This is a genomic window from Dokdonella sp., from assembly GCF_039926425.1.
Lineage (GTDB): Bacteria > Pseudomonadota > Gammaproteobacteria > Xanthomonadales > Rhodanobacteraceae > Dokdonella_A.
Genome location: NZ_JBDSWZ010000178.1, coordinates 1 through 12,503, shown reverse-complemented (window position 1 = coordinate 12,503; position 12,503 = coordinate 1). Strand labels below are relative to the sequence as shown.

The window sequence follows — 12,503 nt, the reverse complement described above, 5'->3', positions numbered from 1 at the left end:
CGACCATGAAATCGTTCGGCACACCGCATACCGACACTGCCATCCGCGTGCTGCTGCTCGGTTCTGGCGAGTTGGGGAAAGAGGTCGCCATCGAATTGCAGCGGCTCGCGGTCGAGGTGATCGCGGTGGATCGCTACGCAAACGCGCCGGCGATGCAGGTTGCGCATCGCTCGCATGTGATCAACATGCTCGATGGTGCCGAACTGCGTCGCGTGATCGCGTTGGAGAAGCCGGATTTCGTCGTCCCGGAGATCGAGGCCATCCACACGCCGACACTGATCGAGCTGGAAAAGGCTGGCCTCACCGTGGTACCGACTGCACGGGCGGCGTGGCTGACGATGGATCGGGAAGGTATCCGGCGACTCGCGGCCGAGGAACTTGGACTTCCGACCTCGCCGTACCGGTTCGTCGACACGCGTGACGAATTCGGCGCGGCGGTCGCGGCGATCGGATTCCCGTTCGTGATCAAGCCGGTGATGAGCAGTTCCGGCAAGGGCCAGAGTACGGTGCGCACTCAGGCGGACGTCGACGCGGCCTGGGAGTACGCCCAAGCTGGCGGCCGCGCCGGCAAGGGACGCTGCATCGTCGAGGGATTCGTTGACTTCGACTACGAGATCACCCAACTCACCGTGCGCCACATCGACGGCACGAGTTTCTGCGCGCCCATCGGCCACCGGCAGGAGCACGGCGACTATCGTGAATCGTGGCAGCCGCAACCGATGAGCGCCGCCGCTCTGGCCGAAGCGCAGCGCCAGGCCGGCGCGATCACCGCGGCACTCGGCGGGCGCGGCGTGTTTGGCGTCGAATTTTTCGTCAAGGGCGACGCGGTCATTTTTTCGGAGGTGAGTCCGCGCCCTCACGACACGGGTCTCGTCACGCTGATCTCGCAGGACTTGTCGCAATTCGCGCTGCACGCGCGAGCGATCCTGGGTCTGCCGATTCCGCTGATCCGCCAGTTCGGACCGGCGGCGTCGTGCGCGGTGCTCGCGCACGGTGACGGCGATCGACCGCGCTATCACGGCGTCGCCGCCGCGCTGCGCGAACCGGACACGGCGTTGCGCCTGTTCGGAAAGCCCGACGTGCACGGTCAGCGCCGGATGGCGGTGACGCTCGCGCGCGACGTGGATATTGCTTCCGCAATCGCCAAGGCGATTCGCGCCGCGGCGTCGCTGCGAATCGATCCTTGATTGTGGATCAGGCGCGACCGGCAAACTCTCCGGTGGTCGTGTTGATCGTGATCCTCTCGCCGGTCGTGATGTATTCCGGCACCTGGATCTCCAGCCCGGTCGACAGCTTCGCCGGCTTCGGTCGCTTGGTCGCGGTGGCGCCCTTCAGTTCGGGTGCGGTGTCGATCACCACCAGCGTCACCGACTGCGGCAACAGCACGGCGATCGGCGCGTCGTCGATCAACTGGATCTGGCACCCTTCGATCCCGTCCGCGATGTAGCCTGCGGAGTCGCCGACGACGCTCGCGTCGAGCGTGTACTGCGTGTAGTCCTCGATGTCCATGAAGACGAACGCTTCGCCATCCATGTACGAATAGGTCACCGGTCGGCGCGTGACCTCGGTTTCCTTCAGCTCGTCTTCGGCGCCGAACGTCATGTCGAGCTTCTGTCCGCCCGGTACGCTGTACATGATGAAGCGGAATTTGACGTTGCCACCGCGACCTTGCGGTGAGCTGCGCTCGATGTCGCGGATCTGGTACACCTTGCCGTCGTATTCGACGACGTTGCCTTTCTTGATTTCTGCTGCTCGCATCGTGGATTCCGTGCTGTGGGTTCTTGCGCCGAGGCCGTTTCCGTCGGACAAAAAAGCGCTGAAGCGTATCACGCAGCCCGTTTCCGATCGATCCGACCGGCGGATCACCACCGCACGCGCACCTGCGTGTTCACGGCGGCGACGCGGAACCGTGCATCCAGCGAAGTCGCGAACGGGGTGTCGGTTCCATGATGATCCGCTCGATCGGAGCCCGAAGGAGCCCGCTGTCGGTCAACGCTTTCTCGGCCTTGCCAAGGTTGGGTTCCAATGTCGCCGCCAGTGTCTGCGCATTCTCGACAATGCCGATCCATACCATCCACGGGCCGTCTGCGCGGATCGGAAGCTGGGGAAAGTTGTTTGGCACATCAAGCGTCACCAGCACGCCCGCTTCGTGAACGCCGTTGATCCTGTAGCGTTCGAACTCCGCTTCCGCCCGTGCCGCGAACGCGTCCTCGCTGCCTTTTTTCACCGGGAAGATTTGTGCGACGACGATGCCCCTCGGTGTTCCGATTTCATCGACGGGATCGACAGCCGGAAGCACGCGGATGCCACGATCTGCGTGCAGGGGCCGCAACAGCAACACGTCATCACTGTCGGGCAGGATCGCATTCACCTTCGTGCGGTGTTCCTTCCAGACCGGGCCGTAGTAAAACGCCGAATTGACGATCGGGCGTGCACCAAGGTCCTTGAACCCACGCAGCCACGTGAAGCGATCGGGCTGGTCCCGGTCGAGGAATTGACCGAAGACCATTGCGCCGAGCTGTTCGAGCGCCTCCGGAAAATAGGCATCGAAGTAAGCGGCGAAACGGGCGCGTTCACCGTGCGTGGTGCGGTAGCGGCGAAATTCCACCACCTGGTAATCCTGCAGATGCGCGACGCTGTCCATGGACGCTCCAATGGGTTGGTGGGTTTCTGTTCCCGACGAAATCCCGGTGTGGATCAAAAGTGCAAAAGCTGCGGTCATCGTCAGCCGGCAAAGGTGGCGTGCCGGCGACGGGATCCGGTCTTCGAGCGTGGACATGGTCGATCCTCGATGGCGTGAGCAAAACGCCACAAAACGCGGCGTCGACCCAAGCTAGCCCCGAATCAGGTCGGAAACCGCCCTGATTGATCCGTATGATTGCGCAATGGCGCTGCCGACCACCCGTGTTCTTGCCGTTCTCGATCTGCTCCAAAGCCACGGTCGCATCAGTGGAGCCGAGCTGGCGACGCGCATCGGCGTCGACGTGCGGACCTTGCGGCGCTACATCGCGATGCTCGAGGAGCTCGGCATTCCGATCACGACGGAGCGCGGACGATACGGCGCGTACCTGCTCGTCGCCGGCTTCAAATTGCCGCCGATGATGTTCACCAACGACGAGGCCGTCGCGCTGTCGGTCGGGATGATCGCCGCGCGCGAGCTCGGCCTCGCTGATTCGGCGCCCGCGGTGGCGAGCGCGCAGGCAAAGCTCGAACGCGTGATGCCCTCGGCATTGAAGGACAGCGTTCGCGCGATTTCCGAAACCGTGAAGGTCGATCTGCGCCACGCGCCGAATACGCCTCACAGCAACAGCGCGTTCATTGCGTTGACGACGGCAGCGCAATCGCAGCGACGCGTCGCAATGCGATACGTCGGTTCGCGAGGCGAATCGACGTTGCGCGACTTTGATTCCTACGGACTGGCCTACCGGTTCGGCGCCTGGTACGTCGTAGGCTTGTGCCATCTTCGCCACGACCTGCGTTCGTTCCGGCTCGATCGCGTCGAGGAGGTTTCGGCGAGCGATCTGCGCTTCACGCGGCCGGCCGGTTTCGACCCGCTCGACTACCTGTCGCAAAGTCTCGCGGCGCTTGCGCGCAGTATTCCAGTCGAGATTCTGTTGCGCACGGATCTCTCGAACGCGACGAGGGCATTCCCATTTGCGTTCGGTTCGTTCGATTCCGTCGAGGATGGAGTGATCCTGCGCAGCAGCGCGGACGATCTGGGCTGGTTCGCCCGCCGGCTGGCCGGGCTCCCGTTCGATTTCGAGATTCGCACGCCTGCATCATTGCGCGAGGAACTCGCACGTTGCGCGAGCCATTTGGGCCGCTTGGCAGCGATTGTTCCGCGAACGGATGGCCCGGACAACGGATCGCACTGAGGATATGTCCGGGGCTGTCGGGTCCACGTCAAAAGACTGAAACACGAAGCACACGAAGAAGACGAAATGAGAAATGGAAAAAATCTCTTCCATCGTGTTTTTCGTGTTTCAGTTTTTTCGATCTCGATCCTGCAACCTGGCAAGACAGGCGTGCGTCACCTGGGCGCCAGCCGGATCGCGCCGTCGATGCGGATCATCTCGCCGTTGAGCTAGCGGTTCTGCAGGATGAAGGCGACCGTGTCGGCGTATTCCTCAGGCTTGCCCAAACGCGACGGGTAGGGCACCTGCGCGCGCAGCGACTGGGACGCCGGTTCCGGCATGCCGTCGATCAACTGCATCTGGCATCCTTCGATGCCGTCCGCAATACAGCCCGCGGAGTCACCGACGACGCTCGCGTTGAGCGTGTACTGCGTGTAGCCCTCGGTGCCCATGAAGACGAACGCTTCGCGATCCGAGTACGAACAGTCACGGCCGGGCACGTGGGCTGGGTTTCCTTGAGTTCGTCTTTGGCGCCGGACGTCATATCGCGCGTCTGCGCGCCAGGCACGCTGTACATGATGAGCCGATTTGACGTTTGCGCCGCGACCCTGCGGCGAACAGCGCTCGATATCGCGGATCTGGTACACCTTGCCGTCGTATTCGACGACGTTGCCTTTCTTGATTTCTGCTGCTCGCATGGCCGGTTCCGTTGGTGGATTTTTCGTGTGTGCGTCGTCCCCGACCGCGTCACGAGATGGGATGGAAAGACCTTCAGCCCGGCACTATCGTCCAAGAGCAGGTCTCAATCACGGACGCGACGGAAATGCCGAAGGAGGAAAGTGCGCCACTGCGTAGATCGATCCGTCCGACGTGAGGTGGGACGCATCCCAAGCGGTGATCGATGACGCAGCGTCGCCCGTCCGCACGAGGCATCCCTGCGTGTTGCACATTGAGGCGAGCATCGACACATAGGTCACCGGCAACGATTTGAGCGCGTCGCGGAGCCGCGTGTCGAGTATTTGTGTTTGGGGATTCAGGCCCGCGACCCGGCGCTCCGGGATTTCTTCGGATCCTGTCGGATCGCTGGCCGGAATAGACAGCAAGGCTGGAAGAGATTTGGTCCATTCCGGAACCGGACCCACCACCACGATGTGCCGGATGCCGGCTTTGGCGAGGCGATCGATCGTCGCGGGCAAAGTCGACCAGTCGTACAGGGGCCAATGAGCGGCGAGGACGATTTCGTCCGGCGGCTCCGCGACGATACGTGCCATCACGTCGTCTTGGATGGCCTCGCAATGCGGGCGCGACGGCGGATGGATGCCGAGAATCGGGGGACAGACGCTCGCGGTCATCTGGGTGAGCGAGAAATGATCTGCGGCTGCCGCCTTCAGTCCCGGATAAAGATGCGCCGCATGCGAGTCGCCCCACAGGAACAGGTGTGGCATTCCTTCGATCCGTGCGTCCGCGCAGTCGCGAAATTCCGCAGGTCCCTGCTCGGGTCGAAGGAAACAGCTCCCCTCCCGATACGCATTGGCGTGGTCGAAATGATAGGTCGCCAGTTCGCGGGCGGCGGTTGGAAAGCGGCCCGGAAAGCCATCGCACGCGAAAATTGCCACGCCCGCCGTTGCGAGAAGCAAGAGCGCCGCACAGGCGAGGGCAGCTTTTGCACGACCATGGCCACCTCCGCGAATCGGTTTGTCGACCCATGCATACGTCGCCCAGGCGAGCGGAAGGCTAGCAGCCACTGCGAGCGCGCGCGCGCGGGGATCGTCGCCGTGACCGGCGATGTGCAGAAACGCCAGCAAAGGCCAATGCCAGAGGTAGAGCTGGAAACTGATCAATCCAATCCAGACCATCGCGCGCATCGACAGCAGCGTGCGATTGCACAGTGCACTGGGCCCGGCCCAGATGATCAGCCACGCGCCGCAAACCGGAAGCAGCGCCCACCAGCCGGGGAAATCGCGCGCCGGATCGAGCAGCACGATGGCCGCCGCGATCGCCCCGAGTCCGGCCAGGGAAACGCCATCCCGCGCGCGCGCGGTCAGGGTGATCCAATCGCTTGCGAGGGATTGCTGTGCAAGCACGCAGCCCGCAATGAGTTCCCAGAAACGGGTGTGCGGAAAATAGAATGCGGCGGATGGCTCGCGCGCAGTGAAGAACAGGTTGAAGCCAAACGATAATGCTCCGAGCGACAGCAGCAGCGGCATGCGCGGGACGCGAAAGCGTGCCGCGAGATAGAAAAGAACGGGGAAGGCGATGTAGAACTGTTCCTCGATACCCAGCGACCACAGATGCAACAGCGGTTTGCTGGTGGCGGCGGCATCGAAATAGCCCGATTCCAGCCAGAGTGCGATGTTGGAAACGAATCCGGCGCCCGCTGCGACGTGTTTGCCCAGTTCGGCGTACTGCGACGGCAGCAGGGTGAACGCGCCCGCGCCGATCGCCGCGATGAGGATTACCGCAAGCGACGGAAAGATGCGACGCACGCGGCGTTCGAAGAAGTGCGCAAAGCGGAACGTGCCCGCGGAAAGACCCGAAAAAATGATCCGCGAAATCAGGAAACCGGAAATGACGAAGAACACGTCGACACCGACGAACCCGCCAGGAATCCAGTCGGGAAACGCGTGAAACGCAAGCACCGAAAGAATCGCGACGGCGCGCAGTCCATCGATGTCCGGCCGATAGCGCCCGGCTTCCATCGCCGCCGACCGACGACTACTTCGGAGCCAGCCGGATCGCGCCGTCGATGCGGATCGTCTCGCCGTTGAGGTAGCGGTTCTGCAGGATGAAGGCGACCGTGTCGGCGTATTCCTCAGGCTTGCCCAAACGCGACGGGTAGGGCACCTGCGCGCACAGCGACTGATACACCTGCTCCGGCATGCCGTCGACCATCGGTGTGTGGAAAACGCCGGGCGCAATCGTCATGACGCGCACGCCGATGCGCGCAAACTCGCGCGCCATCGGCAGCGTCATCGCAACAACACCGCCTTTCGACGCCGAATAGGCGGCCTGTCCGATCTGTCCTTCGTACGCTGCGATGGACGCGGTGTTGATGATGACGCCACGTTCGCCGTCTTCACCGGGTTCGTTGTGCTGCATGAGGTTCGCGCCGGCCTTGGCGACGTTGAAGCTGCCGATCAGGTTGACCATGACCGTCGTTGAAAAGGTTTTCAATGGCATTGGTCCTTCCTTGCCGAGCACGCGACCGGCACCGAGGATTCCGGCGCAACTGATCACCGCGTTGAGGCCGCCGAGCTTCGACTGTGCGTTCGCAATGGACGCGGCGACGCCGCCTTCGTCCGTCACATCGGTGCGGAAATACACGGCCGACCCACCGAGTTCCGCGGCCGCCGCTTCGCCCTTTTCATCGTTGACGTCGAGCAGTGCGACCTTGCCGCCGTGCGCGACGAGATGCTTCGCGACCGCGAGGCCGAGTCCGGACGCGCCGCCGGTGACGACGGCCTTGACGTGATCGAGTTGCATGGCATTTCCCGGGATGTGCAAGGGCGCGGATTCTAGCAGCCCCGACCAGCCTCGAAATCGCGACGCCCGGCCTTCGTATGCCGCACGCGCTTTTGGCGGCCGGCGCTCCTCGTCCTTCCGACGCTCTCGCCGGCCGACCTCACGGTCGTCCGGCCTACGGTCGCTCAGCCCATGAACCCAAGGTTGGACGTCGGAAAATTCGCGAGGTACGGAAAGATCGTCGCGAGGTCGCAATCGTTGACGCCCAGCCAGCGCGCGAGCGTCGCCGAATACTGGTCGCACGAGGTCGCCGGGATCATCTGTCCGCGCGGAAGGCAGTCGGGGCCGTCGAGCGTCTGATCGGGAAACAAGCCTCCACTGACGGCGGGCGTACCGTAAAGTTTGCGTCCATGCACCGAACCGCCGACGACGAGGTGGGTACCGCCCCACGCGTGGTCAGTGCCGTCGCCGTCGGTGTCGAGCGTGCGCGAGAACTCCGACATCGTGAATGCCGTGACTGCGTTCTGCACGCCAAGCTCGACGGTTGCTGCGTGGAATGCGCCAAGCGCCTGCGACAGCGTCGTGAAAAGGCCAGGCTGGTCGCCGAGCATGTCGTCGTGCGTGTCGAATCCGCCGAGACTGACGAAGAAGATCTGGCGCTTCGCCTTCAACGTGGAGCGGACCGAGATCACGTTCGCGATCATCTTCAGCGCGTCGGACAACGGATTGCCGTTCGGAAACGATGTCGCGAGCGGCGGGGCGGACGCGAGTGCGGACGTCATCGCTCCGTAGTAGTCGAGCGCGTTGTTGAACGTCGACGCATACGTGCGTGTCAGTGGATCCGGATACGCATGCGCGATCAGGTCCTGCAACGCAGTATTCAGCGCCGCGTTTGCGCCGCCGCCATAGCCGCGCAACGAGGTCGGGCCAGCGGAGGTGATCGCATACGGCTGGATGGATGCACCCGCCTGGTATCGGTTCTGGCCGCAAAGCGAAATCGAGATCGGAATCGTCGCGTCGACGTTGAGCACATGGAGGCGGTCGGCCACGAGTCCGCCCCAGCCAACCGTGCCGTTTGCCGCGGGCTGACCGTATTGCCACTGACCTTGTTGATCCGCATGCGAGAAGAGCTGGGGTGGCAACGGATGGCCGCCACCGAGATACTGCGTCTTGGTGGTCGGCTCCAGCAATGTACCGGTATTGACGATGAAGGCAGCGTGTCCCTGGCCGAACAGGTCGGCCAGCTCGGGCACGCTCGGGTGCAGGCCGTAGGCTTGTCCCGAGAGCCCGTTCTGAACGTTGATCGGCAACAGCTGATCGCGCGCGATGGCCATCGCACCGCGCGAGGCGGAGTACACGCTGTAGCGCTGTGCGTCATTGGGCACCAGCAGGTTGAACGAATCGTTGCCGCCGGTGAGGAACACGCAGACGAGGGCTTTGTAATCGTCGACCGGCGGATAGCCGGGGCAGGCCAGACTCGCGCCGAGCGCGCTGTTGATCAGGCGCATCTGAGAGAACAGTGCGCTGCCCGAGGCAGCGGCGAGCGTCGCGCAGGCAGCGTCGCGGAGGAAGTCGCGGCGATTGCGGGAATGGGAAGTCGTCATGGCACGCTCACTTCTGGATCGCGAATTCGGGGGAAGCAAGCACAACCTGCAACGCCGACGTGACGCGGCCGTACGGATTGCTGGCAGGCAGTGCGGCAACCATCGTGGCGAGCGTTGCCTGCATGTGCGCACTCATTGCACCGGCCATCAGGTCGTGATCGATCTGCGCGACAAGGGCATCCGGATTTGCAGCGAGTGCGTTCAATCCACGCAGGTCGACGGCAATCGTCGACGGCGTGTTCGCCGGATTGCCGACGTAGGCCATCGCGCGGGCACGCAGGTCGTTTGCGACGGTGAATGCCGAGCTCTCGTTGACGATCTGGAATTCCGGCCCGTAGAGGCCCGCGGTTCCGATTTCACCCGGCGGATGGTAGTCGGGCAGATAGAAGTTGAACACCGATGGCGCGCCGAGCGGCACCTGCAGATAGGACTGCAGATTCGTCGCCGTGACCGCATACAAACCGTTCGGCGCTGCGGCGTTGTAGTACCGAAACAGCGCCGTGAGTTTCAGCAGCGGTTCGCGCGCCTTGCCGAACACGTAGGGCGATGGTGGCGCTGGCGCATGTGGGCGCGCTTCGCTGTCGAGCAGCACCGCCTTGATCACCGCGCCGAGATCGCCGTAGTCGCCATGCCCGTTGTCGCTGAAGACGCTTGCGACGCGCGCGATATAGGCCGGCGATGGATTGCTGGTGGTGAATCGCTGGATCAGCTGCCGCGAAATGAACGGCGCGACATTGGGATGGTTCGCGAGGATCGCGAGACCGTCGGCGAGGTCGTTCTCGCAACCGTTGTGAGCGGGCAGGACCTGGGCATCCGTCGAGTCCGTCGTGTAGTTGCCGGTATAGCTCAGCAGCCTCTTCGCATCGCTTTCGTCGTGATAGGTGTCGTAGCAGATCATCGGTTGGTAGTCGGCCTCCGACCAGTTGCCGCGCGTCGGATTGCTGTTGAAGCCGCTGGTGTAGCTCCATCCCGTGAACACCTCGGCATACGCGCCGACGGTCGCCTGCGTATAGGTGGGGATCGGTTCGCAGCCGCTGTCGTGCAGCGGATCGCAGCCTTCCGGATAGATCGGCGAGAAGTCCGGATGTCGCAACACCAGGCCGATTGCAAACAGCTGCATCGCCTCGCGCGCGTAGTTCTCGTCCGGAAATGTTCCGAGCAATGCGTCGGGTGCCTTGTTGCGGCGATAGGTCAGCATCTTGCCCATCGCCGGCGTGCGCGTGACATCGTAGAGGAGTTGCGTGTACGTGCCAGCGTGATAGACGTGGTTGCCGTCGTGGTAACCCGCACTGTCGCGCGCGAGCGTGTCGTAGTACTCCGCCAGTGCAACGGGGTCACCGGACAGCATGCTTTGTGCGTACGTCACGACCATGATCTGGCTGAATGCCCATGCCATGCGCTGGCGCAACTGGTCGGGTGCGGTCACGGCCGCTTTCAGCCAAGCCTGCAGGCGGTCGGTCTGTCCGGGATTCCGGACTTGCCCGATTCCGTCGACCTGCTCGACGTAGGGGCGCTCCAGAGACGTCGGCATCGACAGTTGCTGCGCGATCCATTCGTCGTAACCGACCGCGCGAAGATGCGCGATCTCGGCCGCTGTCGGGCCGAATGTCGCCATGCCGAGAAAGCGTGCCGCGTCCGCGTCGTTCGCCGGCGCATCGGATGGACGCTCGAACGAATTGCCGAACAGCTCGTCGTACGCGATGGCCGGCGTCGATGCGAACATCAGAGTCAGCAGCGTGGCTGAAAACAGGGATCGATAGGCGCGCCACAGACCCAGGCCGCGCAGGATGCGGAACACGCGCAACGTCGAAGGCCGCATGGCGGACTCCTCCTTCAGGACGGTCGTTCGGAGCCGCAGCGGTCGCAAGTCGTACCGGTGCGCATGGCGGATGGATCGAGGGGAAAGAACGCGGCGGCGACGGATCCGTTGACACGTCGTTTGATCTTCCGAGCGGTGGCGCCGCTGGATGCGGGATTGCCCGGAAGACAATCGCCGGAGCGTCGCACCGGTTGAGCCGCGTGAAACGCAGGCCTTGCGCAGGCGTGTCGAAGCTTTTGCCCGGGCGTCGGGAACGACGCCGCGTCGTCGGTCAGAGCGCGCGCAGATAAAACCGGTTGCAGCCGCGATGGCCTGTTGCGCCAAGCGCACGATCGATCCGCTCGAATCCATTCGCCCGATAAAGCGCCTGCGCTGCGTCCATGCCGGTCAGCGTCTCGAGATAGCAGTGGGAAAACCCGTGCGTGACCGCGACGTCCATGCAGCGTGCGATCAGCGCGCGACCAGCGCCGCGACCGCGCAACGCCGGCAGGAAATACATCTTGCGCAGCTCGCACGTGCTGGCGTCGCCGTCCTGCAGCGGAGCAATGCCAGCACCGCCACAGACCGCGCCGTCGACCTCAACGACGAAATACGCGCAGCGCGGACGCGCATACGCGGAACTCATCGCGGAGACTTCGCTGTCGTGAATCGCAAAGCCCGGACCGTCGGCACCAAACTCGGGCATCACCGAGTGGATGATCGCAGCAACGGCGGCGTCGTCCCGCGATTCGATCGGACGGATCGTGAACGTGGTCGGTTCGGTCATTTCCATCAATCCACCGTGCGGCGGAAATCGAGGTCGTAACGCGCACCGCCCGTCAACGCGTGCAGGCGCAGATTGGTGATGCGGATCGGCGCGCCGGGCGCGAGGTCGGCGACGTTCGAATCAGCCATCTCGGCCGGATCGATCAGCGTGACGCCGCCGGCCCCGATGACTTCAAGCACATTGTCCGGTCCGATCACCGCGGCGGTCGACGGGTCGAGTCCGAGGCCGAGCGCGAACGGATTGAGCGCGAGCGCCGCGATCAAGCGACCGATGCGGTCGCTTGCGTGACCACCCTGGTCGATCACCACGCGATTGGTGAGTCCGAGACCGGGAGCAAGGTTCGCGCCGCCACTGCGCGGTGTCGCGCCTTGGGCGCCATGCATGAGCATGTGTTCGCACAGCAGTGCCGCGCCAGCGCCGGACCCTGCGACCGCCATGCCGTCGGCATTTCGACGACGGATCGATCGCGCGAGCGCGGTACCGCCGATGAGCGTCGACAATCGCAGAGGCTGATCGGACAGCAGCATCACCAATTGCGCGTGTTCGACCGCATCGAGCAGCGGACGCTCGTCGCTGTCGCCGCGCGTTCGCAGGGTGCCGTGCCGCACGTCGCCCGCACCCGCGGCGTACAGCGCACTTTCGAGATCGGAATCCGCGTCGTCGACACTGTCCACCGCACCGAGAATCACCACACGCGGCTGCGGACCGATCAGTGCCAACAGCCGTCCCAGCACCTGCGAGGACCGCTCATCCGCGGAGAGCTCACCGCTGGCGATGATCAGACCACGATGGCGATCGGGTGCGAGTTTGGCGGGCATGGAAAAAATCGGTCCGATGGTGGTCGCAAGTATAGCGAGCGCATCACGACGCCGGCAGCTGTCAGCCGACGCTTGCGCGCGCGACACGACTGGACGTCGCGCGCCCGAGCTGGTCGCTCAGCCACAGTCCGGTCTCGATCAACGACGGCAGATCGACGCCCGTCGCGATGTCCATGCCTT

Annotated in this window: 11 protein-coding genes and 1 pseudogene; 2 read left to right on the top strand and 10 right to left on the bottom strand. The window is 63.8% G+C overall.

Annotated elements, in window-relative coordinates; translation table 11 throughout:
* Positions 1–5: 5 nt before the first annotated feature.
* Positions 6–1,187, top strand: coding sequence for a formate-dependent phosphoribosylglycinamide formyltransferase (gene purT / locus ABIV12_RS10585; RefSeq protein ID WP_348059025.1), 1,182 nt, complete (start codon positions 6–8; stop codon positions 1,185–1,187).
* Between the two features lie 7 nt (positions 1,188–1,194).
* Here purT and yeiP read toward each other — a convergent pair whose 3' ends face one another.
* Together yeiP and ABIV12_RS10575 are read right to left on the bottom strand one after the other, a co-directional pair.
* Positions 1,195–1,758: an elongation factor P-like protein YeiP gene (gene yeiP, locus ABIV12_RS10580; protein WP_348059021.1), complete on the bottom strand. Its 564-nt coding sequence runs from the start codon at positions 1,756–1,758 to the stop codon at positions 1,195–1,197.
* 130 nt (positions 1,759–1,888) lie between these two features.
* The gene (locus ABIV12_RS10575; protein WP_348059019.1) at positions 1,889–2,644 is read right to left on the bottom strand and encodes a hypothetical protein; all 756 of its coding nucleotides are present in this window, start codon (positions 2,642–2,644) and stop codon (positions 1,889–1,891) included.
* Positions 2,645–2,885: 241 nt separating this feature from the next.
* On the opposite strand from ABIV12_RS10575, the gene ABIV12_RS10570 reads away from it, so the two are divergent.
* Positions 2,886–3,875 (top strand): YafY family protein, encoded by a 990-nt coding sequence (locus ABIV12_RS10570; RefSeq protein ID WP_348059017.1) that lies wholly within the window; start codon positions 2,886–2,888, stop codon positions 3,873–3,875.
* A 209-nt stretch (positions 3,876–4,084) separates the two neighbouring features.
* On the opposite strand, the gene ABIV12_RS10565 is transcribed toward ABIV12_RS10570, so the two are convergent.
* The 8 genes and pseudogenes from ABIV12_RS10565 to ABIV12_RS10530 form a co-directional block, all read right to left on the bottom strand.
* Positions 4,085–4,483 carry a hypothetical protein gene (locus ABIV12_RS10565; RefSeq protein ID WP_348059023.1) on the bottom strand — a complete coding sequence of 133 codons (399 nt, stop codon included), beginning with the start codon at positions 4,481–4,483 and terminating at the stop codon, positions 4,085–4,087.
* Positions 4,463–4,552 (bottom strand): annotated as a pseudogene (locus ABIV12_RS10560) (elongation factor P-like protein YeiP); the annotation flags it as partial. The gene ABIV12_RS10565 and the pseudogene ABIV12_RS10560, both read right to left, overlap by 21 nt.
* A 108-nt stretch (positions 4,553–4,660) precedes the next feature.
* The gene (locus ABIV12_RS10555) at positions 4,661–6,553 is read right to left on the bottom strand and encodes an acyltransferase family protein (RefSeq protein WP_348059015.1); all 1,893 of its coding nucleotides are present in this window, start codon (positions 6,551–6,553) and stop codon (positions 4,661–4,663) included.
* A gap of 16 nt (positions 6,554–6,569) precedes the next feature.
* Positions 6,570–7,337, bottom strand: coding sequence for an SDR family NAD(P)-dependent oxidoreductase (locus ABIV12_RS10550; protein ID WP_348059013.1), 768 nt, complete (start codon positions 7,335–7,337; stop codon positions 6,570–6,572).
* A gap of 164 nt (positions 7,338–7,501) precedes the next feature.
* A complete protein-coding gene (locus ABIV12_RS10545; protein ID WP_348059011.1) occupies positions 7,502–8,920 on the bottom strand; it encodes a DUF1501 domain-containing protein in 1,419 nt (472 codons plus the stop codon).
* Positions 8,921–8,927: 7 nt separating this feature from the next.
* Complete coding sequence (locus ABIV12_RS10540) at positions 8,928–10,739, bottom strand: DUF1800 family protein (RefSeq protein ID WP_348059009.1); 1,812 nt, start codon at positions 10,737–10,739, stop codon at positions 8,928–8,930.
* Positions 10,740–11,010: 271 nt separating this feature from the next.
* Positions 11,011–11,505 carry a GNAT family N-acetyltransferase gene (locus ABIV12_RS10535; RefSeq protein ID WP_348059007.1) on the bottom strand — a complete coding sequence of 165 codons (495 nt, stop codon included), beginning with the start codon at positions 11,503–11,505 and terminating at the stop codon, positions 11,011–11,013.
* A gap of 5 nt (positions 11,506–11,510) precedes the next feature.
* A complete protein-coding gene (locus ABIV12_RS10530) occupies positions 11,511–12,323 on the bottom strand; it encodes a cyanophycinase (RefSeq protein ID WP_348059005.1) in 813 nt (270 codons plus the stop codon).
* Positions 12,324–12,503 lie beyond the last annotated feature (180 nt).